Source organism: Streptomyces changchenzhani, from assembly GCF_039766235.1.
Lineage (GTDB): Bacteria > Actinomycetota > Actinomycetes > Streptomycetales > Streptomycetaceae > Streptomyces.
This window is the reverse complement of record NZ_JBDHNH010000005.1, coordinates 422,181-445,472: the sequence shown is the minus strand read 5'-3', so window position 1 is coordinate 445,472 and position 23,292 is coordinate 422,181. Positions and strand designations below refer to the sequence as shown.

Annotated in this window: 18 protein-coding genes and 3 pseudogenes; 11 read left to right on the top strand and 10 right to left on the bottom strand. The window is 70.1% G+C overall.

Annotated elements, in window-relative coordinates; all coding sequences use genetic code 11:
- Positions 1-206: 206 nt before the first annotated feature.
- Positions 207-798, bottom strand: a pseudogene (locus tag ABCR94_RS18935) (DUF1707 and FHA domain-containing protein).
- 143 nt (positions 799-941) lie between these two features.
- Between ABCR94_RS18935 and ABCR94_RS18930 the strand changes: the two are divergent.
- Complete coding sequence (locus ABCR94_RS18930; protein WP_347120560.1) at positions 942-1,076, top strand: hypothetical protein; 135 nt, start codon at positions 942-944, stop codon at positions 1,074-1,076.
- Positions 1,077-1,116: 40 nt separating this feature from the next.
- The gene (treZ, locus tag ABCR94_RS18925; RefSeq protein ID WP_347120559.1) at positions 1,117-2,874 is read left to right on the top strand and encodes a malto-oligosyltrehalose trehalohydrolase; all 1,758 of its coding nucleotides are present in this window, start codon (positions 1,117-1,119) and stop codon (positions 2,872-2,874) included.
- A 138-nt stretch (positions 2,875-3,012) separates the two neighbouring features.
- Here treZ and ABCR94_RS18920 read toward each other — a convergent pair whose 3' ends face one another.
- Positions 3,013-4,137: an aminopeptidase P family protein gene (locus ABCR94_RS18920; RefSeq protein ID WP_347120752.1), complete on the bottom strand. Its 1,125-nt coding sequence runs from the start codon at positions 4,135-4,137 to the stop codon at positions 3,013-3,015.
- A 75-nt stretch (positions 4,138-4,212) separates the two neighbouring features.
- Positions 4,213-4,893: pseudogene (locus ABCR94_RS18915) on the bottom strand (nucleoside/nucleotide kinase family protein); the annotation flags it as partial.
- On the opposite strand from ABCR94_RS18915, the gene ABCR94_RS18910 reads away from it, so the two are divergent.
- Positions 4,892-5,284, top strand: a complete 393-nt coding sequence (locus ABCR94_RS18910) for a VOC family protein (protein ID WP_347120557.1) — start codon at positions 4,892-4,894, stop codon at positions 5,282-5,284. The pseudogene ABCR94_RS18915 and the gene ABCR94_RS18910 sit on opposite strands and share 2 nt — an antisense overlap.
- Before the next feature lie 273 nt (positions 5,285-5,557).
- Here ABCR94_RS18910 and ABCR94_RS18905 read toward each other — a convergent pair.
- Both ABCR94_RS18905 and ABCR94_RS18900 read right to left on the bottom strand, forming a co-directional pair.
- Positions 5,558-5,638, bottom strand: a pseudogene (locus ABCR94_RS18905) (IS5/IS1182 family transposase); the annotation flags it as partial.
- Between the two features lie 114 nt (positions 5,639-5,752).
- Positions 5,753-6,835, bottom strand: a complete 1,083-nt coding sequence (locus ABCR94_RS18900) for a LacI family DNA-binding transcriptional regulator (protein ID WP_347120555.1) — start codon at positions 6,833-6,835, stop codon at positions 5,753-5,755.
- 501 nt (positions 6,836-7,336) lie between these two features.
- Here ABCR94_RS18900 and ABCR94_RS18895 point away from each other — a divergent pair.
- The 3 genes from ABCR94_RS18895 (at position 7,337) to ABCR94_RS18885 (ending at position 13,038) form a co-directional block, all read left to right on the top strand.
- Entirely contained in the window at positions 7,337-8,599 is a 1,263-nt protein-coding gene (locus tag ABCR94_RS18895; protein ID WP_347120554.1) for a glycoside hydrolase 5 family protein, read from the top strand.
- Between the two features lie 259 nt (positions 8,600-8,858).
- Entirely contained in the window at positions 8,859-11,897 is a 3,039-nt protein-coding gene (locus ABCR94_RS18890) for an alpha-mannosidase (RefSeq protein WP_347120751.1), read from the top strand.
- Positions 11,898-12,012: 115 nt separating this feature from the next.
- Positions 12,013-13,038, top strand: a complete 1,026-nt coding sequence (locus ABCR94_RS18885; RefSeq protein WP_347120553.1) for a dipeptidase — start codon at positions 12,013-12,015, stop codon at positions 13,036-13,038.
- A gap of 80 nt (positions 13,039-13,118) precedes the next feature.
- Here the strand turns inward: ABCR94_RS18885 and ABCR94_RS18880 are convergent, their stop codons facing one another.
- Positions 13,119-15,455, bottom strand: coding sequence for a M9 family metallopeptidase (locus ABCR94_RS18880; protein ID WP_347120551.1), 2,337 nt, complete (start codon positions 15,453-15,455; stop codon positions 13,119-13,121).
- 475 nt (positions 15,456-15,930) lie between these two features.
- Positions 15,931-16,614, bottom strand: coding sequence for a GntR family transcriptional regulator (locus ABCR94_RS18875; RefSeq protein WP_347120549.1), 684 nt, complete (start codon positions 16,612-16,614; stop codon positions 15,931-15,933).
- Between the two features lie 312 nt (positions 16,615-16,926).
- On the opposite strand from ABCR94_RS18875, the gene ABCR94_RS18870 reads away from it, so the two are divergent.
- The 5 genes from ABCR94_RS18870 to ABCR94_RS18850 all read left to right on the top strand — a co-directional run bounded on the left by ABCR94_RS18870 (position 16,927) and on the right by ABCR94_RS18850 (position 20,715).
- Entirely contained in the window at positions 16,927-18,270 is a 1,344-nt protein-coding gene (locus ABCR94_RS18870) for a sensor histidine kinase (RefSeq protein ID WP_347120547.1), read from the top strand.
- The gene (locus ABCR94_RS18865) at positions 18,258-18,902 is read left to right on the top strand and encodes a LuxR C-terminal-related transcriptional regulator (RefSeq protein ID WP_347120546.1); all 645 of its coding nucleotides are present in this window, start codon (positions 18,258-18,260) and stop codon (positions 18,900-18,902) included. The genes ABCR94_RS18870 and ABCR94_RS18865 overlap by 13 nt, the downstream gene beginning before the upstream one ends.
- A gap of 135 nt (positions 18,903-19,037) precedes the next feature.
- Positions 19,038-19,928 carry a metallophosphoesterase family protein gene (locus ABCR94_RS18860; protein WP_347120750.1) on the top strand — a complete coding sequence of 297 codons (891 nt, stop codon included), beginning with the start codon at positions 19,038-19,040 and terminating at the stop codon, positions 19,926-19,928.
- Positions 19,925-20,623, top strand: coding sequence for a 4'-phosphopantetheinyl transferase family protein (locus ABCR94_RS18855; protein ID WP_347120544.1), 699 nt, complete (start codon positions 19,925-19,927; stop codon positions 20,621-20,623). Before ABCR94_RS18860 ends, ABCR94_RS18855 begins: the two co-directional genes overlap by 4 nt.
- Positions 20,620-20,715 (top strand): DUF397 domain-containing protein, encoded by a 96-nt coding sequence (locus tag ABCR94_RS18850; RefSeq protein WP_521977325.1) that lies wholly within the window; start codon positions 20,620-20,622, stop codon positions 20,713-20,715. Before ABCR94_RS18855 ends, ABCR94_RS18850 begins: the two co-directional genes overlap by 4 nt.
- Before the next feature lie 62 nt (positions 20,716-20,777).
- Here ABCR94_RS18850 and msrB read toward each other — a convergent pair whose 3' ends face one another.
- The 3 genes from msrB to ABCR94_RS18835 are packed head-to-tail and all read right to left on the bottom strand — an operon-like array spanning position 20,778 to position 23,158.
- On the bottom strand, positions 20,778-21,185 hold the full coding sequence (gene msrB, locus ABCR94_RS18845) for a peptide-methionine (R)-S-oxide reductase MsrB (protein WP_347120543.1): 408 nt from the start codon (positions 21,183-21,185) through the stop codon (positions 20,778-20,780).
- Between the two features lie 26 nt (positions 21,186-21,211).
- On the bottom strand, positions 21,212-22,645 hold the full coding sequence (gene murC, locus ABCR94_RS18840) for a UDP-N-acetylmuramate--L-alanine ligase (protein ID WP_347120542.1): 1,434 nt from the start codon (positions 22,643-22,645) through the stop codon (positions 21,212-21,214).
- A gap of 42 nt (positions 22,646-22,687) precedes the next feature.
- A complete protein-coding gene (locus ABCR94_RS18835) occupies positions 22,688-23,158 on the bottom strand; it encodes an indole-3-glycerol phosphate synthase (RefSeq protein WP_347120541.1) in 471 nt (156 codons plus the stop codon).
- Positions 23,159-23,292 lie beyond the last annotated feature (134 nt).

Here is a 23,292-nt window from a genome sequence, read left to right as displayed (position 1 = left end):
CAGCGTTGGACCGCACGGTCGCGAGAGGGGAGCACCCGACCTGATACAGCGGTAATGGGTCCCACCTCCTTGATCGTTTGTGTCCGAGATGCCGACATTACCCGAGCCGGACGCCGGGCGCTACAGGACTTTCCCGCGCCTGTTCCACCCGACATCGGGCATCGCGTTCCCTCTCGTCACTCCCGTATCAGGCGCCCCGGCGGCCGTCACCGCGCGCGGACGGTCGGGAAGGGCGCAGGTGGTGCGGGCTCAGCCCGAGGAGAGCCGGAAGCTCATCCGGCCGAAGCTCACCTGGTCCCCGTCGTGCACCAGCACCGCCCCGGTCACCCGGCGCCCGTTGACCGAAGTGCCGTTGGTCGAGCCGAGATCACGCAGGATCCAGCGACCGCCTCGCAGGGACAGTTCGGCATGCACGCGCGAAACCGTCTCGTGGCTGAGCCGCAGCCCGTTCCCCGGGTCGCGGCCGATCCGCAGCGGGTACGGGCCGGGCTGGGGGAACAGCAGCTTCGGCAGCCGCTCCGACTGCCATGCCCTGCGCAGCCGCACCGTGAACGCCGACGCCCGGCCTACCGCCGTGAACAGCCCGCGCGACCAGCGTCCCTCGGTCTCCAGGTCGGCGGTGAGCACAGCCAGCTCGTCGGACCTGCGGGCGACCAGGGCCAGTTCCATCCGGCGCATGAAGGTGTCGTGGGACAGCTTGCCGTCGGCCGCGCCCTCTCTGAGCATCCCGAGAGCACGGTCCCGCTCGGCGTCGGACAGCCGCGCGGGATAGGTGGGGAACTCGAAGGAGGACGTCACAGAGCTGATTGTCGGGCCGACCCGCCTGAGGTGTCCAGAAGAACATGACATCTCGTAGGACCTGACCTGTGTGTTTTAGACCCATTCGGGATCCCGGAGAACGTTGCCAGTGTCTGCCGCCTCACCCACCACAAGGAGACGGCTTGACGGCCACACCAAAGGACTTGGGCCCGCAGCCGCAGCCGGCACCGGACCCCGCACTGACTTTCCGGCCGATGGCCGCCGTATTCACCAAGGCTGGACATCCGGTGATTCAGGAGCGGATCCACGTCGTCTGAAGCACGATGGTGTCGGCATCGACGACGAGAGGGGCCGCCAGTGCTTTTCGAGGTGTGGGCACCACATGCGGACCGGGTCACGCTCCAGTTGGCGGGCACCGCGCCGGCGATGCGGCGCGATCCGGCGCGGGTCGGCTGGTGGACCGTGGAGGCGGACGCGGAGGAAGGCGCCCGCTACGGCTTCGCGCTGGACGAGGGCCCGGTCCGGCCCGACCCGCGTTCGCGCCGCCAGCCGGACGGGCCCGACGGCCTCAGCGCCGTCGTGGACCACAACGTGTTCGACTGGCGGGCCGAATGGGCGGGGCGCCCACTGCCGGGTGCGGTCCTGTACGAGCTGCACGTCGGTACGTACACCCCGGAGGGCACCTTCGACGCCGCCGCCGAGCGGCTCGGGCATCTGGTGGAGCTGGGCATCACCCATGTCGAACTGATGCCGGTCTGCCCGTTCCCCGGCGTCCACGGATGGGGGTACGAGGGGGTGTCGCTGTGGGCCGTGCACGAGCCGTACGGCGGCCCCGAAGGGCTGAAGCGCTTTGTCGACACGGCGCACGGGCTCGGTCTGGGTGTCGTACTCGACGTGGTCCACAACCACCTCGGCCCCTCCGGCAACCACCTGCCCGACTTCGGGCCGTACTTCACCGACACCCACCACACGCCCTGGGGTTCGGCCGTCAACCTCGACGCCCCCGGCTCCGACGAGGTGCGCGCGTTCCTGCTGGGCAGCGCGCTGTCCTGGCTGCGCGACTACCGCATCGACGGGCTGCGGCTCGACGCGGTGCACGCCCTCGCCGACACCCGCGCGCTGACCTTCCTCGAAGAACTGTCCACGTCCGTCGACGCGCTGTCCGCCGAGACGAACAGGCCGCTCTTCCTGATCGCCGAATCCGACCTGGGCGATCCGCGGACGACAACACCGCGCGAGTCGGGGGGACTTGGCCTGCACGCCCAGTGGAACGACGACTTCCACCACGCCCTGCACACCGCCCTCACCGGCGAATCCCAGGGCTATTACGCCGACTTCGCCCGCGCACCGCTCGGCGCGCTCGCCAAGACGCTGGGCCACGCCTTCTTCCACGACGGTACGTACTCGACCTTCCGGGGCCGCGCGCACGGCCGTCCGGTGGACCGCACGAGGACCGCGGCGCACCGCTTCCTCGGCTACGCCCAGACCCACGACCAGATCGGCAACCGGGCACTCGGCGACCGGCTCTCCGCTTCCCTCTCCCCCGGGCTGCTGGCCTGCGCCGCCGCGCTCGTGCTCACCGGGCCCTTCACCCCGATGCTGTTCATGGGCGAGGAATGGGCGGCGCGCACGCCGTGGCAGTTCTTCACCGACCACACCGACCCGGAGCTCGCCGAGGCCGTACGCAACGGCAGGCGCCGGGAGTTCGCGGCGCACGGGTGGGCGGAGGAGGACATTCCCGATCCGCAGGACCCGCGGACCAGGGAGCGCTCCTGCCTGGACTGGTCGGAGCCCGCGAGCGAGCCCCACGCGCGCGTGCTGGCCTGGTACCGCGAGTTGATCGCGCTGCGCCACACGCGGCCCGACCTGGCCGACCCGGATCTGGCGGCGGTGAAGGTCGCGTACGACGAGAACGCGCGCTGGCTCGCGTACCGCCGCGGTGACATCCGCGTCGCGGTGAACCTCTCGAAGGAGCAGGCCACGATCAGCCTGGGCCGCAACGGGCGCAGCCGCGTACTGGCGGCGTGGGAGCCGACGGAGGCACCGGGCGCGGACGGGCTGCTGGTGCTGCCGGGCGAGTCGTGCGTGGTGCTGGGGCCGGATGTGGCGCCCTAGCCCATCCGGCGTTCGAGGACACGCCCGCAGGGCGTCCCGGGGGCTGGGGACACGCCCCCAGCCCCCGGGCGGCAGCCGCACAATGTCACAGCGGGAAGGGGCGGGTAGGGGACAAGCCCGCCGCAGGCGCCCCGCCCCTCAGCCGACGATCGCCATTTCCCGTGCCGTTGTGTTGAGGCGTCGGCCCCCCGTCTCGGTGACCGTGACGATGTCCTCGATCCGCACCCCGAAGCGCCCGGGGAGGTAAATGCCGGGCTCGATCGAGAAGCACATGCCCGGCACCAGCGCCCGCAGCTCCCCTTCGATCATGTACGGCGGCTCGTGCGTGGTCACGCCGATTCCGTGCCCGGTGCGGTGGATGAACCGCTCTCCGTACCCCGCATCGGTGATGATCCCGCGCGCCACCCGGTCCACCTCCTGGCACGCGATCCCTGGACGTACCGCGTCGAACGCCGCCTGCTGCGCCTCCCGTACGACGTCATGGACGCGCTGCTCCTCGGCGCTCGGGGCGCCGACGTGGACCGTGCGAGAGGTGTCGGAGCCGTAACCGTGCTTGAGGCCGCCGAAGTCGAGGACAACCATGTCGCCCTCCTCGATGACGCGCGGGCCCGCCTCGTGGTGCGGGCTGGCACCGTTCGGGCCGCTGCCGACGACCGTGAAGTCCACCTGCTCGTGCCCGAACTGCGTAAGGAGGTGGGCCAGTTCGGCGGCCACCTCGCTTTCGCGACGACCCGAGAAGCGGACCTTGACGATCTCCTCGTACGTGGCGTCCGCAGCCGCGCCCGCCGCTTCGAGGCGGGCCAGCTCGGACGCGTCCTTGACCGCCCGCAGCAGGGGCAGGGCCGTGGTCAGCGATACGTACGAGGAGTTGGGCAGTTCCCGCTGGAGGCCCAGGAGATGCATCGCCCAGGCGTTGTCGCTGATGCCGAAGCGCCCGTGCGCGTCGAGGAGCGGCGCGGTGACGTCGTACGGGTCCTTGCCGTCGGTCCAGTCGCGCAGGGTGAACGCGGCGGCTCCGGCGGCCCGTTCGGCGTCCGCCGCCTCCAGCGTCGGGACCACCAGGACGGGGTCCTGTCCCACGGCAAGGACCAGGAGCGTCAGCCGCTCGGTGATCGCGGTCGGCCGGTAGCCGGTGAGGTGGACCAGGTCCGGGCCGGGGGCGACGAGCACACCGGCCAGCCCGGCGTCGGCGGCGGACTCGACGGCGCGGGCCATGCGGGCCCGGTAGTCGTCGGCGGTGAAGGGGGCGGGGGCATCTGACATGGCCTCATCCTGCCCGGCGCAGCGGGTCCCCACCACCCGTGGCAGGACGGTGTCCGGCGCGAAGGACACCATAAGGTCGGCGCGGTCGCGGCCCTGCCGCACCAGACGGGCGTTGGCCTCGTCCGAGGCACGGGCGAAGCGTTCGGCGCTCTGCCGGGGCTTGCCGAAACGTTCATGCCGGTCGATGAGCCTGCGCATCCGCTCGTCCTGGTCGAGCTCCAGGAACCAGACCTCGTCGAGCAGGTCACGTACGGCCGCCCAGGGGCCCTCGTCGAGCAGCAGATAGTTGCCCTCGGTGATGACGAGCGGGGCGTCCAGTGGTGCGGGGACCGGGATGCTGCCCGCCACCGGCTCCTCCAGCGACCGGTCGAAGGCGGGCGCGTAGACGACGGTGCCCGGTGGCTGGGGAGTGCGCAGCCGGGTGAGCAACGCGGTGAATCCGGCGGCGTCGAAGGTGTCGGGGGCGCCCTTGCGGTCCGTGCGTCCCAGGCGCTCAAGCTCCGCTCCCGCCAGATGGAAGCCGTCCATCGGGACGAGTACGGCATCCGGGCCGAGGCGGCCCGCAAGGTACGCGGCGAGGGTGGACTTCCCGGCGCCCGGAGCGCCCGCGATGCCGAGGATGCGGCGACGGCCGGGGGCGATGAGCCGGCGGGCGCGATCGACCAGGTGCTGCGGTTCCATGAGGGCATTGTGGTGGCGGCGGGCCGAGGTGGTACGTATGACCTCCGTCCTTCGATCGGAAGTGGTCCCGCCCATGTCGCACATCGCCCTGACCGCCCTTGTCGTCCGTGACTACGACGAGGCCATCGCCTTCTACACCGGCGCACTCGGATTCGAACTGGTCGAGGACACCGACCGGGGTGACGGGTCCCGGTGGGTCGTCGTCCGGCCGGGCGGCGCGGGGGCCGGGACGGGGCTGCTGCTCGCTCGGGCGAAGGGGGACGCGCAGCACGCGCGCGTGGGCGATCAGACGGGTGGCCGGGTCGGATTCTTTCTGTATACCGAGGACTTCGCGGGTGACCATGCGCGGATGGTCGCGGCGGGGGTCCGGTTCGTGGAGGAGCCTCGGCATGAGACGTACGGGTCGGTCGCGGTGTTCGAGGACCTGTACGGGAACCGGTGGGATCTGCTGGAGCCGGCGGTGTGAGGGGGCGGGGGATGCGGTGCGGGGTGCGGATCGGTTGCGGGAGGCGGGCGGCTCGGGCCGATGCCCCGCCGTGGAGGCAGCGGGAGTGTCACCACCCCTCTCGTGCGATCCGCCGTCAGCACGGGAGCGGCGGCACCTGTCCGCTCCCGGTGCCCTGAGTCCCCACTGAGCACACCGGCAGCGGAACCAGAACTAAGTTGGACGCAACTCATCCTGTCAATGTAGGTTGACGTCATGAGCTCGGTGGCATCAGAACACGACACAGCGGTCCGCCTACCCGACGACAGCCAGGTTGTGCAGACGCGCGATGCCGAGTACCGCGTAGTGGACGCCGTCACCTCTGAGCCGGCAATCACCGCGGTCTGGGGCGGAGCCCCCACACGGCGGCAGCCGCACAATGTCACAGCTGGGAAGGGGCGGGGAGGGGACAAGCCCACCGCAGCGCCCCGCAACCCCGCACCCGCACCCCTACTGCCAGCGCGGCGCCCTCGTGCTCTCCCTCTGCTCCAGGTGCGGGAGTTCGCCCTGGAGGCTGCGGACCGGGCCGCCGTCGATCAGGGCCAGTAGTTCCTGTGCGGCCAGGCGGCCGAAGCCCGAGGTGTCCCGGACCAGGGCCGTGAGTCGGGGGTGGGTGACCCGGCACAGGGCCGAGTCGTCCCAGGCCACGATCGACAGGTCGATGGGGACCCGCACACCGCGCTGCGCCGCCACCGACGCTCCGGCGACCGCCATCACATCATTGTCGTAGATGATCGCAGTCGGCGGCACCGGCTCGTCGAGGATGCGGCGGGTGGCCTCCGCGCCCTCCGCGTCGGAGTAGTCGGTGGCGACCGACCTGACCTGCTGCTCGTCGAGTTCGCGGCGAGTGGCCTCGGCACGCAGCGACCGAATGCGCCGCTCGGTGTGCGCGAGCCCGCGCATGCCCGCGACATGGACGATGCGCCGGTGCCCGAGAGCGTAGAGGTGGTCGAGCACGGCGGCCATCGCGCCGGAGTCGTCCGCCCAGACGTTGGACACGGGCAGCGGCGTCGTGGCGTGCTGCTCGTCGGCCTCGATGCCGCCGATGATCACGGCGGGCAGCCCCAGGGAGGCGAGCAGTGCCGGTCGCGGGTCGCCGACGCGGGGGTCCACGACGAGGACGCCGTCGACCCTGCGCTCCGCCCACCAGCGGCGCAGCACCGCCATCTCCGCGTCGACGTCCTCGACCACCTGGAAGAGCAGGGCGACCTGCCGGGCGGAGAGCACCTCCTGGATCCCGGAGACCAGTTGCAGGAAGAACGACTCCACACCGAGGGTGTGCGCGGGCCGGGCCAGGACCAGTCCCACGCAGCCGGACCGTTCGCCGGAGAGCGCGCGGGCGGCGCTGTTGGCCTGCCAGCCCAGTTCCTGCGCGACGCGCCGGACGCGCGCGCGGGTGTCCGGGGACACCCCGGGACGGTCGTTGAGCGCGAAGGAGACGGCGCTCTCCGAGACGCCCGCGCGGCGCGCGATGTCCTTGATGGTGGGTCTGCGCGCCGGCCTGGGCCGAACACTGTCACCGGAAGTGGTCATCTCGGTGCGCGGTCCTCTCCTCGTGCTGCTTGTACCTGCTTGTACCTGCTTCACGGGCCGTCGGGTGCGGTCGCCTCGATCTCAACGCTTCGGGATAAACCGCCGGGGTTTCCTCAGCTAAATCGCATTAGCGCAGCTCAGCATTGCCGCGTACCTGCACGGTGTCAACAGACTACTGAACCGCATTAGTCCACTCCATAAGCCTTCTCCCGAGCACCTGTTGACGCCATGCCCCTCTCCGGCACATGGTGTCTCTCGAAATCCGGTGGTGCGGCCGGTGAAGGAGGAGGAACCTCGATGAACCGTGGACGCCCGACCTGCATTTCCATCGCCGCCGCCGTGACAGCGCCACTGTTGTCGACCGCCGCGTGCGGCGTCAGCGGCGGCTCCGATGACAACGATGCCAAGCAGCCGCGGAAGTCGGGCAAGCTCCCAAGGAGGACGACGTGAAGTGGTGATCGCCCTCAACGGACCGCTCCAGGAAGCCAGGAAGCCGCAGCCATGAACTTCACCCCCCTGCCGCCGCTGCGCCTCGGCGCGAACTACACGCCCTCAGTCGGCTGGTTCCACCACTGGCTCGACTTCGAGATCGACGACGTACGACGTGACTTCGACTCGCTCGCCGCGCTCGGCCTCGACCATGTCCGGGTCTTCGCGCTGTGGCCGCTCTTCCAGCCGAACCGCACCCTGATCCGGCCGCGCGCCATCGAGCAGCTCGGCCACATCGTCGACGCAGCAGCCGAACGCGGCCTCGATGTGGCCGTGGACGCCCTCCAGGGGCACCTGTCGAGCTTCGACTTCCTGCCGTCGTGGCTGACCACCTGGCACCGCCGCAACATGTTCACCGACCCCGACGTCATGGAGGGCGAGGCCCGCTACATCGAGACGCTCGCCGCGTCGCTCGCCGACCGGCCGAACTTCATCGGTATGACGCTAGGCAATGAGGTCAACCAGTTCTCGGACCGCCCGCACCCGGACCCGCACCCGTGCACGTACGAGCAGGCTGGGCGCTGGCTGGAGCGGCTGCTCGCGGTGTGCGAACGGGCGGCGCCCGGACGGCTGCACACACATTCCGAGTACGACGCGGTGTGGTTCCAGGGCGGCCACCCCTTCACCCCCGCGCACGCGTCGCGGCTCGGCGGTGCGACGACCATCCACTCCTGGGTCTTCAACGGGACGGCGCAGCGGTACGGCAGAGCGGGTGCGGCGACCGAGCACCACGCCGAGTATCTGATCGAGCTGTCACGGGCCTGGGCGGAGCCCGGCCGGCCGGTGTGGCTCCAGGAGGTGGGCGCGCCCGCGCCGCTGATTCCGGGCGAGTACGCCGCCGAGTTCACCAACGCCACCATGGAGAACGCCCTGACCTGCGAGGGCCTGTACGGCATCACCTGGTGGTGCTCGCACGACGTGTCGCGGGAGCTGGCCGACTTTCCCGAGCTTGAGTACAGCCTGGGGCTGCTGACCTCGGACCGTGAGGTGAAACCGGCCGGGCAGACCGTCGCGGAGACGGCAGCGCGGCTGCGGACCGCGGGCCGACCCGAGCCGGTACGCCGCAGCACCGGCCTACTGCTCGAAGTCGGGGACGAGGAGACCGCGCCGGGCAGGCCGACCTGCGCCCCCGGCGGTGAGTTCTACGAGGCGTGGGCGCGGCTCGCCGCCGACGGGGTGCGGGCGACGGCCGTGCTGGCGGGGCGCGCGGAGGACACCGGGCATCTGGCGGCCCGGGGCATCACGGAGCTGATCAGCCCGCTCGACGTCAAGTGACCCTTCGAACGACGACTACGAGGTGCACAAGGTGCACAAGGTGCACAAGGTGCTCCCAGGCGGCGGGCGGCGTTTCCTCGGCGGCACGGCGGGCATCGCGTACTACGCAGCCTCGCTGCGCCGTACGTCGAACGAGCCTGCCACCTCGCTCGAAGTGCGCGCCGTCGGTCAGCTGCCGGCCTCCTCGCGTCCCGCCCCGGTCACCCCCCACCTGGTAGTCACCCCCACTTTCTCGTCCCAGAACATCGGAGCCACCCTCATGCACGACGACCGAAGCATCGTCGAACACCGCCTGCGCCGAGTGCTCAAGGACCGTATCCAGCCCGCCGTCCACTCCACGCCCGTCCCGCTGACCATCGAGCGGTGGGAGGCGCCGGGCGAGCCCGTCCCGGTCGCGGAGGGCCTGGCCGCCACGTACGTTCCGGCCGCCGCAGGCGACCCCTGGGGCCCGGCCTGGGGCACCACCTGGTTCAAGGTCACCGGGCGGGTCCCGGCCGAGTGGCGCGGGCGCACCGTCGAGGCCGTCATCGACCTCGGCTTCGACCGGCAGATGCCCGGCTTCCAGTGCGAGGGCCTGATCTACCGGCAGGACGGGGAGGCGGTCAAGGCCCTCAACCCGCGCAACGACTGGGTGCGGATCGGTGAACCGGCCGTCGGCGGCGAGGAGATCCTGCTGTACGTCGAGGCCTCGTCCAACCCCGTCCTGGTCGACCACGCGCCGACGTACGAGGGCGACAGGCTCACCGCGGGCGACGAGCCGCTCTATCGCGTCGAGCGGATGGACCTCACGGTCTTCGAGACCGAGGTGTGGGAGCTGGTCCAGGATCTGGAGGTGCTCGGCTCCCTGATGACGGAGCTGTCGCAGGGCGACGCCCGCCGCTGGGAGATCCTGCGGGCGATCGAGCGCTGTCTGGACGCCGTCGACCTGACGGACGTGCCGGGCACGGCGGCGGCAGCCCGCGCTGAGCTGGCCGGGGTGCTGGCCTCCCCCGCGAACGCATCGGCGCACCGCATCAGCGCGATCGGGCACGCGCACATCGACTCGGCGTGGCTGTGGCCGCTGCGTGAGACGGTGCGCAAGGTGGCGCGTACGTCGTCCAACATGGTCAACCTCATGGACGATCACCCGGAGTTCGTCTTCGCGATGTCGCAGGCGCAGCAGCTCGCCTGGATCAAGGAGCACCGTCCTGAGGTCTTCGCCAAGGTCAAGAAGAAGATCGCGGACGGGCAGTTCGTGCCGGTCGGCGGCATGTGGGTGGAGTCCGACACGAACATGGTCGGCGGCGAGGCGATGGCCCGTCAGTTCCTGTACGGCAAGAAGTTCTTCATGGACGAATTCGGCATCGAGACCAACGAGGTCTGGCTGCCGGACTCCTTCGGCTACACGGCGGCGATGCCTCAACTGGTGAAGCTGTCCGGGTCGAAGTACTTCCTGACGCAGAAGATCTCCTGGAGCCAGGTCAACAAGTTCCCGCACCACACCTTCTGGTGGGAGGGCATCGACGGCACCCGCGTCTTCACCCACTTCCCGCCGGTCGACACGTACAACTCCGACCTCGGCGGCGAGCAGATGGCGCACGCCGCACGCAACTACCAGGAAAAGGGCCGGGGTTCACGTTCCATGGCCCCCTTCGGCTGGGGTGACGGCGGCGGCGGGCCGACCCGCGAGATGCTGGTGCGGGCGGAGCGGCTGCGGGACCTGGAGGGCTCGCCGAAGGTCACGGTCGAGAAACCGTCGGCGTTCTTCGCGAAGGCCGAGGCGGAGTACCCGGACGCGCCGGTGTGGGCGGGCGAGCTGTATCTGGAACTGCACCGCGGTACGTACACCTCGCAGGCGAAGACCAAGCAGGGCAACCGGCACAGCGAGTCGCTGCTGCGGGAGGCGGAGCTGTGGTCGGCGACGGCGGCGGTGCGGGTCGCGGGCTTCGGCTATCCGTACGACGACCTGGAGCGGATCTGGAAGACGGTGCTGCTGCACCAGTTCCACGACATCCTGCCGGGCTCCTCGATCGCCTGGGTGCACCGGGAGACGCGGGAGACGTACGCGCGGGTGCGCGCGGAGCTGGAGGCGATCACGGCCGCCGCGCAGACGGCGCTTGCGGGCGAGGGCTCAGACACGCTGACCTTCAACGCGGCCCCGCACGCCCGCGGTTCGGTCCCGGCCGGCGGCGCGGCGGTCGCCGACCCGTCCCCGACGGCCGACACGGTCACGGCCTCCACCCGTACGGACGGCGGCTTCGACCTCGACAACGGTCTGCTGCGCATCACGGTCGACGCGCGCGGCCTGGTGGTCTCGGCGTACGACGTGGCGGCGCGGCGGGAGGCGGTGGCACCCGGCCTCGCGGCCAACCTGCTCCAGATCCACCCGGACTTCCCGAACATGTGGGACGCCTGGGACATCGACGAGTTCTACCGGCACAAGGTCACCGACCTGGTGGACGTCGACACGCTCGCCCTCACCGAGTCGACCGGCGACCACGCGGTGCTCACCGTCGCCCGGTCCTTCGGCGGGTCGACGGTCGTGCAGCGGCTGACGCTGCGCTCGGGCGCGAAGGCCCTCGACATCGAGACGGACGTGGAGTGGCACGAGACGGAGAAGTTCCTGAAGGCGGCCTTCCCGCTCGATGTGAAGGCCGACCGGTCTGCGGCCGAGACCCAGTTCGGCCATGTGTTTCGCGCCACGCACACCAACACCTCATGGGAGGCTGCCAAGTTCGAGATCTGCGCCCACCGCTGGATTCAGGTCGAGGAGTCCGGCTGGGGCGCGGCGGTCGTCAACGACTCGACGTACGGCCATGACGTCACCCGCGACATGCGGGAGGACGGCGGGCAGACCACGACGGTCCGCCTCTCCCTGCTGCGCGCCCCGCGCTACCCGGACCCGGAGACCGACCAGGGCAGCCACCGGCTGCGCTTCGCGCTCGCCCCGGGCGCCACGGTCACCGACGCGGTCCGCGAGAGCCACTGGATCAACCTCCCGGAGCGCACGGTCCCGGGCGACGGCAGCAGCCCGGTCGCCCCGCTGGTGTCCGTCGACAACGACCGGATCGTGGTGGAGGCGGTGAAGCTGGCCGAGGACCGCGGCGGCGATGTGGTCGTCCGTATCTACGAGTCGGGCGGTGGCCGCGGCACGGCGACGCTCGGCGCGGGCTTCCCCATCACGTCGGTGGTGGAGACGGACCTGCTGGAGCGCCCGTTGGCGGACGCGGCGGCGTACGTCCTGACGGACGACGGGACGGTGGAGCTGTCCCTGCGGCCGTTCCAGATCCTCACGTTGCGGCTGGGGGCGGGCGGGTAGGCAGCGACGGTACGGGGCGGTCCCTCGGCGGGACCGTCCGGTGCGGCCGGCGGGGGCTGGGCGATGTCATGAGTGCGATGTACAGGACCGTTCGCTGCCCGTAGCATCCGCCCACGTGTCCTACGAACTTCACGACCGCGCCGTCGTAGCCGATACCCACAACGACCTGCTGATGGCGGTCACCGCCCGGGAGCCCCGGAAGTGGGCGGGATTCTTCCGGGAGCAGTGGCTGCCACAGCTGCGCGGCGGCGGGGTGAACCTCCAGGTGCTGCCGGTCTTCATCGACGACCAGTACCGGCCCGAGGGCGCGCTGCGCGAGACCCTGCGCATGATCGAGTGCGCGCACACGCTGGCCGAGGGCAACGCCGACGAGGTAGCGCTGTGCCTCGACGGGTCCGATATCGACGCCGCGCTGGCCGCGGGGAAGATCGCCCTCGTCCTCGCCCTGGAGAGCGCGCCGGGTGTCGACGCCAACGTGGAGCTCTTCGCCACCCTGCACCGGCTCGGCGTGCGGGTCGCGTCCATCGCCCACTGGGGCCGTACGCCGCTGGCCGACGGCAGCGGGGAGGACGTCACCGGCAGCCGTCTCACCGGTGCCGGGGTCGAGGCACTCGCCGAGATGGAGCGCCTGGGCATCCTCTTCGACGTGTCCCACCTCGGCGCCGCCGGGGTCGGGCACGTCCTGGAGCTGGCCACCCGTCCCGTCATCGCCACGCACTCCTCGGCGCGCGCCCTGCGCGACCACCACCGCAATCTGACCGACGCCCAGCTCCGCGGGGTCGCCGCGACCGGCGGCACGGTGTGCGTGAACTTCCTCCCGGAGTTCCTCGCCGCGGACCCGGCCGACTGCACGGTGGACCGGCTGGCCGACCACATCCTGCACATCACCGAGGTCGCCGGCGTCGAACACGTAGGCCTGGGACCGGACTTCATCGAGGAAGTCATCGGCGACACCACCCCGCCGTGCTGCGAGAAGGACTATGGGTTCCCCTGGTCCCTGCCCGGCATCGAGGGCCCGCGCGGGCTGCCCCTGGTCACCGGGGCGCTGATCCGGCGGGGCCTGCCCGAGGACGACGTACGCAGGATCATCGGCGGCAACGTCCTCGACCTGTTCCGCAAGGAACTGGGCCGCTCTGCCTAGGAGTTGTTCCCCTCGGTCTGCCGTGTGGGTGGGGCGCTCACCCGGAGCGCACCACCCACACGGACGGGGTCACTGCCGCGTCAGTACCGCGTGGAGACGGTCGCGCCCGCGAAGCCCTGGGCCGCGTGCAGACTGACGTAACGCGCCCCGGCCCTGGGGTTGTTGACGGTCAGGGTGTGACTGTTCCCCGCGCCGGTCGACCTGCTGGTGTGGCTCGTGGTGGTCGCCCAGCCGGTGGCGCTGTAGTAGAGGTCGGCATTGCCCGTGCCGCCGGTCGTGGTGATCTTCAGCTGGGTGGTGCCTGCCGGTATGTAGAGGTACAGGTAGGCGTAGTTGCCCGTGGTGGCCCTCAGTGCGCTGCGTCCGCAGTCCTTGTCGAGCAGCCTGGCGTCACTGCCGGTGCACTCGGGCAGGGCGGGCGGTGTGCCGGTGGAACCGCAGTCGCCCGCCGCGCACGCCGCCAGCCAGGTGTTGAAACCGGCGTCGTAGCGACTGCCGATGGTGGACGTCAAGTGGGTGCGGGCCGCTGCCCAGTTGCCGGTGCGGTAGTGGCCGAGCACGGTGTCGACGTCCGCGCGGTGCGACTGGAGCAGGTAACGGACTGCGAGATAGCCCCAGTTGTAGACCCTGGTCTGGTCGGCGTTCTCGTAGGTCGTGTCGAAGAGGGTCCGCAGGGCGTGGGTGTGCTTACCGGCCTGGGCGATGGCGGCCTCGTACACGACCTGGCGGTACGAGTAGGAGATGTACTCGGCGAAGCCCTCGACCCACCAGATGGTCGGGGTGCTGACGCCGGCGGCGAAGTCACCGGACATGTTGAACCGGCCGTCGAGGTAGTGCGTGTACTCGTGGTTGAGGTTCCAGACCTGGAACGCGGGCCTGACCCACTCGGCCTCGTAGGCGATGAACCGCGGCTGGTTGCCCGCGGCGGCGGGGTCGCCCTCCAGGTACATGCCACCGTTGTTGGTGTCGATCCCGTAGATCGCCCCAGCGTACGTCTGGTAGTTGGCACTGGAGTCGAACGCGACCACCTCGATGGTGGTGTTGTTGTCCCCAGCCACCGGGCCGTTGTCCCGGGCCACGTCGTGGAAGTACGCGTCCTGGTCGCGCAGGCTGGTGCAGCTGGCGGCGAGTTCGGCGGCGGACATCTGCTGGGCCAGGATGCGAATGCTGGGGCTGCACGTGTGGCTGACCGGCAGCACGGCGCGCTTGAGCCGGTCGGCCAGACCGCAGATGTCGTAGTAGGCGCAGTTGGCCCGGTCGAAGTAGTCGGCCATCTCGGCGACGCCGACCCACAGAGGGGCGGTACGGCCGGTCATGGAGCTCTGCTTGAGCAGCGCTGCCGCCAACGGACTGGCCTTGGCGCGCAGTGACGTCTCCTGGAGGAAACGGGCCAGTTCGCGGCCCGCGTTGGAGGTCAGATACGACTGGGCCGTGCCCAGCAGGTCCAAGTGGCCCGAGGCAAAGGCGTGGAGCGAGTCGATCAGGCTGGGGTCGGCCTCCACGGCCCTTACGAACTCGGGCAGTTGGTGCCCGCGGAAGGTCACGGTGTACACGTTGTTGACGGCATTGAGCATGTACCAGGAGCTGTTGTACGAGGCGTTGTACCCGGCGAGCAGCCGCTTGACCACGTAGAGGTAGCGGGCGTTCTGCTCGGCACTGTCGATCAGCGTGACGGCCTCGGCCAGGGTCTCGCCGTTGGCATCGGTGACGTCGGAGGAGTGCGAGGAGGCGAAGAAGGCGTCGAGTCCGCCCTGGATGGCGGTGCGCAGAGTGGGCCCGTAACTGCCCACCACGTCGGGGTTGTAGTACTGAACGAAGTAGCCGGCCCGCAGGAACAGGACCAGGTGCGGCATGCCGGTGCTGCTGTTCCCGGGGTAGGCGGCCGAGCCGTCGCGCAGGGCGTTGGCGATGCTGACCATCTGGGCTTCGCGGAAGGCGAGGTACGCGTTGTTGCCCTTGATGCCGAACAGGGTGTTGACGCAGTCGGTGGTCGACGACTTGACCTGCTCGACCAGGGCGCTGCCGGTGCGGCCGGTGAAGTCCTCGACCCGGCACTCGGCCGCGGCGGCTCCGGGGGCCTTCATCGAAGGTGCCGGGTGGCTCGGGTCGGCGGCGCCGGGGTCGTCGTAGTCCCTCTTGAGCGCGTCCTTGGAGGCGCTCAGCGGCGGGCGGTCCGTCGGCTTCAGTGACTTGCGGTCCGCGTGGCCGGCGTCCCCGGCGGGTGCGGTGAGCGCCTGCGCGGCGGGGCCGCCCGGCTTCTCGGCGTCGAGGATCTTGGCCGCGGGCGCCGTCACGGGCGCACTGGGGCGCAGCTCGGCGGCGCGGCTCGGTGCGGCGAGCATTCCGGTGCCCAGGCAGGCCGCCAGAACGAGCGTGGCTAAGCCGGTGAGTCTCTGTCGAACGGTTCGGTTCTTCACGTGCCGCCTCCCAGCGGGGTGGAGGCCGCGCGGCGCGCGGCCGTGGGGGATCTCGCGGGAGTGAGAGCGGGGCGGTGATCCGTCCGCACTGGGGAGAGTCGCGGAGCGGATTCCGGCCGGCCTCTGGTGCGGCCGTCGGCGCCACGCTGTGGCATGAGCACGACCGCCTCTCGCGGCAGTACAATGGCACATGTCACATGGCTCCGGAAGACGCAGCACGCACATTCGTCGGCCGGACTGTGGCGCGGCGCCGTCCGTCGGCCGGGGTGAAATGAGGCCCGGGGGCACTACTTGCGGTGCCAGGTGGGGACGTGGCGGGGCGCTCCCCGCAGGGTGTCGAACGCAACCACCGCGAACCTCACGCAGCAGTACCCGAACGTTCGGCATCCGAGGAGACGCCCCGGCGCGGCACCGCCCCCCGGACCCGGCGATCTGGGCCGCGCGCTACGCCGTGCGCCCAGGGACCGGCCGAAGCTCAGCACCCGCCGGGGCGCTGCTGTCCGTCGGCCCACAGCGAGCGGACATGTGACATATGGGCGAGCATGCACGCCTCGGCGCCCTCGGCGTCCCCGGCGACCAGCAGGTCCAGCAGCTCGATGTGTTCCTCGGCCGAGGCCGTCAGCTGGCCCGTTTCGGCGAGCCGGTTCAGGCCGAAGAGTCGGGAGCGCTTGCGCAGGTTCCCCACCTCTTCGACCAGCCGGCGGTTGCCGGCCAGCGCGAGCAGGCCGAGGTGGAACCGGCGGTCGGCCTCCAGATAGCCCAGGATGTCGTGATTGCGCGCGGCTTCAACGATCTCCAGCGCGATCGGGCGCAACACTTCCAGCTGCTCGGTCCTGGCCAGCCGCGCGATCCGGCCGACGGTGGGTACTTCGATCATCGCGCGGAGTTCGGTGAAGTCGTCGAGGTCCTGCTCGGTCAGCTCGGTGATCCGGAAGCCCTTGTTGCGTACCGCCTCGACGAGCCCCTCCCGGACCAGGTCGAGCATGGCCTCGCGGACAGGCGTCGCGGATACGCCGAACTCCGCGGCGAGCGCCGGAGCGGAGTAGATCATCCCCGGCCGGAGCTCCCCGGCGATCAACGCGGCCCGCAACGCGTGCGCCACCTGGTCACGAAGATGCTCCTGCGCCGAGATCACGTTGAGCGAGGTCAGGCGGGCCATGTCTGTTCCTCCAGGACCGGGCGGGGCCCCAACAGTACAATGTGACGTTTTGATTCGGCCTCGCCGTTCCCCACAGGAACGAGCGGTGGAACGAGGGGTAGGGCGAGGCGTGGGGCGAGGGCGCGCTCAGGGGTGGATCGATGCCGTTATCGGTGCCGGGCGGCGCCCGCCGCGACTACGCTGTCCGCAGGGCCCGCCCCTTCATCACCCAAGGCCGGGGGTTTGAACCGGTCCCCCGGCCACCCGTACGATTGCCGCGTTCGGTGTTCTGCCGAGAGCACCCACCGGGGCCCTGGAGAGCGGGACTTGTACGTGAGGGCTACTCACTGGTTGGGCGCGATACGTACGGTCCACGACCGTCGCCGGGAAGTGCGCCCCTGGCTGCGCGCGGAGTTCCTTCCCTGGCTGAGCACCGGCCTGGTGGCCGCCAGGCGCGGCCTGGCCCTCTCGATAACCTCGCAGCTGGGCTGCTACCCGCTCGTCATCCTGTCGGTCGTGTCCCTGCCGCTGCTCCCGCTGGGCGTCGGGATCTTCACGCTGCCGATCATCAGTGTCGCCGTCCGGAATCTGGCCGATCTGCACCGGCGCTTCGCGGGTGAGTGGTGCTCGATCGCCATTGCCACGCCCTACCGCCCGCACAAGGACGAGAATTTCGAGCCGCTTGATCTGCCCAGCAGTCTGCGGCGTTCAAGATCGCTGCTCGCCGACCCGGCGACCTGGCGCGATCTGCTGTGGATGACGATCAACATACCCTTCGGCCTGGTGGCCGGTCTGCTGCCGGGATGGATGATCGTCTACGGCATTCACGGGGTGGTGGCGACTCCCCTGTTCTGGCCCTGGATGGACGACACCTATGGGTACGCGCTGACCTGGCCGGTCCACAGCCCGTACACCGCGGTGCTCGCCTTCTTCCAGGGCCTGGTGTTCCTGTTCTTCGGTTTCTGGTCGGGGACGCGGCTGCTGCGGCTGCACTCCCGGTTCACGTACAAGCTGCTGGCACCGACCGAGAAGACCCGGCTGTCCCTCCGCATAGCGCAGCTGACCGAGACCCGCTCGGAGGCCGTGGACGCGCAGGCCGCCGAGCTGCGCCGGATCGAGCGGGATCTGCATGACGGCGCCCAGGCCAGACTGGTGGCAGTCGGTCTGAAGCTCGGTCTCGCGGACCAGGTGTTCAGGAAGGACCCCGAAACCGCCTACCGGCTGCTGACGGACGCGCGGAAGGCCAGCGGCCAGGCCCTGGTCGAGCTGCGGGACCTGGTCCGCGGCATCCATCCGCCGGTGCTCGCGGAGCGGGGCCTCGACGGCGCCATCCGGGCGCTGGCCCTGGACCTTCCGATCCCGGTGGAGGTCGACATCGTCCTGCCAGGACGGCCACAGGCCCCCGTGGAGTCCGCGGGGTACTTCGCCGTTGCCGAGGCCCTCACGAATGTGGTGAAGCACAGCGGCGCCACCTCGGCGTGGGTACGGCTGCGCCACACCAACGGGAAACTGAGCATGACGGTCGGCGACAGCGGGAAGGGCGGTGCGGTGTTCCAGGCCGCCGGGGGGCTGCACGGGTTGCAGCGCCGGCTCGCGACCTTCGACGGAACGCTCGAACTCAACAGCCCGGTGGGCGGACCCACCGCCGTGACGATGGAGTTGCCATGCGTGTTGTGATTGCCGAAGATCTGGCTCTCCTCCGGGAGGGCATTACCCAACTGCTGACGATCAACGACTTCGAGGTCGTGGAGGCCGTGGACAACGGCCCCGACCTGCTGCGGGCGCTGCTCCACCACCGGCCCGACGTCGCGGTCGTCGACGTACGGCTGCCGCCGACCTTCACCGACGAGGGGCTCCAGGCGGTCAGCAAGGCCCGCCTGGAGGTCCCGGGGCTGCCGGTGCTGGTGCTGTCCCAGCACGTGGAGCACCTGTACGCACGGGAGTTGCTCTCCGACCACCGTGGGGGCATCGGCTATCTGCTCAAGGACCGTGTCTTCGAGGTGAGCGAATTCGTCGACTCCGTACGGCGGGTGGCGGCAGGCGGTACGGCGATGGACACCTCGGTGGTCTCCCAGCTGCTGGCCAAGAGCTCGGCGCGGGAGCCGATGCAGTCGCTGACGGCGCGGGAGCGCGAGGTGCTTGGGCTGATGGCGGAGGGGCGGACCAACGCGGCGATCGCCAGGCAGCTCTACATCTCGGAGAAGTCGGTCGGCAAGCACACCAACAGCATCTTCGCGAAGCTCGGTCTCGCGCCCTCGTGCGACGACAACAGGCGGGTGCTGGCCGTACTCGCCTCGCTCAACCTCTGAGGCTCCGGGGCCCCTGTCGGGAGACAATAGGGGTACCACTGGGGGCGGTGCGTCGCATACCTTGCTTGTCTTTCCACTTCTTCTGCGCCCACCCGGGCCGAGGTGTGTGACAACGACTCGAAGGATGAAAGCACCTTGCCGGAATACAATTCCTCACGGGATACGGAAGGAGAATCGCACGGCAAGCGCTCGGGGAAGCTCCTCGCCGTCAGCGACCTCCATGCCGGGATATCCGCCAACCGGGACATCGTAGCGGGCATACATCCACAGTCCGATGACGACTGGCTGCTTGTCGCAGGTGACGTCGGCGAGATCAGCACAGACATCGAGCAGACGCTCGGGCTCCTCGCCGACCGTTTCGCCAAGGTGGTCTGGGCGCCGGGCAATCACGAATTGTGGACGGTCCCGAAGGACCCCGTCCAGCTGCGCGGAGAGCCGCGGTACCGCTATCTCGTGGAGCTCCTGCGGAGCCTGGGCGTGGTGACTCCGGAGGATCCGTATCCCGTCTGGGAAGGCCCGGAAGGGCCCTTGACCATCGCTCCGCTCTTTGTGCACTACGACTACAGTTTCCGTACGGATCCGACGCTGACCAAAGAGGAATCACTGGCTCGGGCAAATGATGCCGGAATTGTCTGCACCGATGAATACATGCTCGATCCGACACCTTATTCCAGCATGGACGAATGGTGCCGGGCCCGAGTCACGTACACCGAAAAGCGCCTGGCCGAAGTCGACCCCGGGGTGCCTCTTATCCTGGTGAATCACTATCCCCTGGTGCCGGAACCCACTCATGTGCTGCATTATCCGGAGTTCGCCCAGTGGTGCGGCACGGAGCTGACCGGCGACTGGCACCGCAGATTTTCCACGGCGGCCGTTGTCTACGGTCATCTGCATATCCCGCGGACCACCTGGTACGACGGCGTCAGGTTCGAAGAAGTCTCCATCGGATATCCTCGCGAGTGGCGCGCCCGGGGTCTGGTCCGCGGCACTCTGCGTGAGATCTTTCCGGACTGGGAGCAGCGGTGATCGAGAAGATCGTGCCCGCCTCGGTCGCCTGCGCCGACCGGTTCGACGACACGGACCCCGTGTCGCCGTTCCCGCAGGAGGAGGCGGTGGTCGCCCGCGCCGTGGACGAGCGCCGGCGTTCTTTCCACACCGCGCGGCACTGCGCCAGGATCGCCATGGCCCAACTGGGCCTGCCGGCCGCGCCGGTGCTGCCGGGCGAGCGGGGCGAACCGCTATGGCCCGCCGGCACGGTCGGCAGTATGACCCACTGCACCGGATACCGCGGCGCGGTGCTCGCCACCGCCGGTGACGTGCTCGCTCTCGGCATCGACGCCGAACCGCACCAGCCGCTGCCGGACGGCGTACTGGACGTGGTGTCCCTGCCCCAGGAGCGCGGGATGCTGGCCGAGCGGGAGGCGCAGCGGCCCGAAATCCACTGGGACCGGCTGCTGTTCAGCGCCAAGGAGTCCGTGTACAAGGTGTGGTTCCCACTGAACCGCAGCTGGCTCGACTTCGAGCAGGCGGACATCGACCTGGCCCTCGACGGAACATTCACGGCCCGCCTCCTGGTGCCCGAGGGCCTACGGGTGAACGGCGGCCGGGTCGGTCTGCTCTCCGGGCGCTGGCTGGTCGAGGCCGGGCTGGGGCTCACCGCCATCACCCTGGAGGCACGGCATACCCATGAGCGACACCAAGGCCGACCCTCCACCCCCTGACCGTCCGGGACTCCAAGGTCGAGCAGGGCCCGCAGCTCACGCTCTCCCCCACCGCGTGGACCGGCTTCGTCGTGTACGCCGCCCAGATCTGACCCTGCTCGCGATCGCGCCCGCACCGGATCAACTCCGGTGCGGGACGCTCTCGTTCAGCCGGTCAGCCCTCGTCGGGCGTCAGCCGCAGCGAGATCGAGTTGATGCAGTACCGCTGGTCGGTCGGCGTCGCGTAGCCCTCGCCCTCGAAGACGTGGCCCAGGTGCGAGCCGCACTTCGCGCAGCGGACCTCGGTGCGGGCCATGCCCATGGTGCGGTCCTCGATCAGTTCGACCGCGTCCGTGTCCTTCGGGTCGTAGAAGGACGGCCAGCCGCAGTGCGACTCGAACTTCGTGTCGGAGCGGAACAGCTCGGCGCCGCACGCCCGGCAGTCGTAGGCACCGGTGGTCTTGGTGTCCGTGTACTCACCGACGAAGGCGGGCTCGGTGCCGGCCTTGCGCAGCACGGTGTACTCGGCGGGGGTCAGCTCCGCGCGCCACTGCTCGTCGGGCTTCTCTACGTCGTACGACATGTGATGCGTCCCCTTTCAGTTCGACTTCAGCTCGACGGACCGGCCGACGGACCGGCCGACAGGCGGGCCAGGATGGCCGGACCGAGGTCCGTGACGTCGCCCGCTCCCATCGTGAGAACGAGATCGCCCGGCTTGGCCATTCCCGCGATCACATCCGGGACGGCTTCCTTGTCGGAGACGGCGGTCACATCGGCGCCGGCCGTGCGGGCCGCGTCGACGATCAGGGCGCTGGTGACGCCCGGGATCGGGTCCTCGCGGGCCGGGTAGATGTCGAGGACCACCGAGGCGTCGGCGAGCGCCAGTGCCTGGCCCATCTCGGTGGCCAGCTCCTGGGTGCGGGAGAAGAGATGGGGCTGGAAAACGACGAGGATGCGGCCGGAGGGCGAGTCGCCCGCGCCTGCCGCGCCGCGCATGGCTGCCAGGTCCGCGGTCATCTCGGTCGGGTGGTGCGCGTACGAGTCGATGACCTGTACGCCGCCCTCCTCGCCCTTGAGCTGGAGGCGGCGCTTGACGCCCGTGTACTTGCCGAGGGCCGACGCCAGGTTGTGCGCCGGGATGCCCAGAGCCACGCCCGCGGCCAGTGCGGCGACCGCGTTGTGGGCGTAGTGGCTGCCGGGGACCGACACCGTGAAGGTGAGGAACTTGCCGCCGAGTACGACGGTCACCTCACTCGCCAGGCCGCGCGGGGTGACCTTGTGGACGCGGACGTCGGCCGAGGGCGCCTCGCCGTAGGTGACGACCTTCAGGGTGGAGAGATCACGCAGCCGCGACGTCAGTTCGACGGCGCCTGCCTGGTCCGCGGAGATGACGAGTGTGCCGCCGGGGACGACCTTGCCGACGAAGGTCTCGAAGGAGTCGTAGATCTCGTCCATCGACGCGTAGTTCGCGTGGTGGTCGAGCTCGGCGTTGAGGACGATCGCGACCTCGGGGTCGTACTTGTGGAAGCTGCGGTCGCTTTCGTCCGCCTCGGCGACGAAGATCTCGCCGCCGCCGTGGCGCGCGTTGGTGCCGGGCCCGGCGAGGTCGCCGCCGATGGCGTACGACGGGTCGCTGCCCAGCTCGGTCAGGGCGACCGCGAGCATCGAGGTCGTGGTCGTCTTGCCGTGCGTGCCCGCGACGGCAATCGCCCGCAGGCCGTCCATCAGCGAGGCCAGCGCGTCCGCGCGGTGCACCACGGGGATGTCCAGCTCGGCGGCGCGGACCAGCTCCGGGTTGTCGGCGCGGATCGCGCTGGAGACGACGACGCAGGTCGCGTCGGTGGCCAGGTGCGCCGCGGCGTGGCCGATGTGCACCGTGACGCCGAGGTCGCGCAGGGCAGCGACGGCGGTGGATTCCCGCGCGTCGCTGCCCGCGACCTCGGCGCCACGCTGGGCGAGGATCTTCGCGATGCCCGACATTCCGGCGCCGCCGATGCCGATGAAGTGCGGTCGGTCCATCGAAGTGGGCAGGCCGGGTGCCATACGTGTGTCTCCCAAGGTGCGGCGTGTGAGCGGTGCCCCAGCCTATTCGTTGTGGGAGAAGAGCTTGAGCACCGGTACACCGACCTTGTGGCGCGCGCGGGACGCCCAGTCGCGGTGGAAGAACTCCTCGACGTAATGGGGTGCGGTCAGCACGATCACCTCGTCGGCGCCCGTCTCGGTCACCACGGACTTGAGCAGTTCCAGCGGGTGGTCCTCAACGACCTGGCCCACCGCCTCGCTGCCCGACGCCCGCAAGGACGCCAAGGACTCCGCCAGGGCGCGTTCCGCGGGCACCCGCGCGTCCTCGCCCTCGGGCTCGTCGCCCTCCCGGGCCACCTCGTCGAGCTCACCCAGCGCAACGTCGTCGATGCTGCGCAGCAACCGGTCCGCCTGGTCTCCGCGGGGCTGCATCAGCACGACGAAGGAGACGGTCTCGTCTCCGTGCAGGGTGGTGACGAATTCCACGTCTACGGGAGTCAGGGGCTTCTCGATCATCAATACGCTCGTGAACACGACGGGCGCCCTTCTCTTCTTCGAGGGCCGGTGCACTTGGGTAGCGCGGCCGGTCCTGCGGAAACCATCCTTCCCCGTGTCCGCACGGGGTCTGCGAGAGCAAGTGTGCCCAACGTGAGCAAACCGGAACGGTA

Bases quoted from the DNA above. Each gene is read 5' to 3' on its own strand.
- ABCR94_RS18920 (WP_347120752.1), bottom strand. From the start codon at position 4,137: ATGTCAGATGCCCCCGCCCCCTTCACCGCCGACGACTACCGGGCCCGC.
- ABCR94_RS18910 (WP_347120557.1), top strand. From the start codon at position 4,892: ATGTCGCACATCGCCCTGACCGCCCTTGTCGTCCGTGACTACGACGAG.
- ABCR94_RS18900 (WP_347120555.1), bottom strand. From the start codon at position 6,835: ATGACCACTTCCGGTGACAGTGTTCGGCCCAGGCCGGCGCGCAGACCC.
- ABCR94_RS18895 (WP_347120554.1), top strand. From the start codon at position 7,337: ATGAACTTCACCCCCCTGCCGCCGCTGCGCCTCGGCGCGAACTACACG.
- ABCR94_RS18890 (WP_347120751.1), top strand. From the start codon at position 8,859: ATGCACGACGACCGAAGCATCGTCGAACACCGCCTGCGCCGAGTGCTC.
- ABCR94_RS18875 (WP_347120549.1), bottom strand. From the start codon at position 16,614: ATGGCCCGCCTGACCTCGCTCAACGTGATCTCGGCGCAGGAGCATCTT.
- ABCR94_RS18865 (WP_347120546.1), top strand. From the start codon at position 18,258: ATGCGTGTTGTGATTGCCGAAGATCTGGCTCTCCTCCGGGAGGGCATT.
- msrB (WP_347120543.1), bottom strand. From the start codon at position 21,185: ATGTCGTACGACGTAGAGAAGCCCGACGAGCAGTGGCGCGCGGAGCTG.
- murC (WP_347120542.1), bottom strand. From the start codon at position 22,645: ATGGCACCCGGCCTGCCCACTTCGATGGACCGACCGCACTTCATCGGC.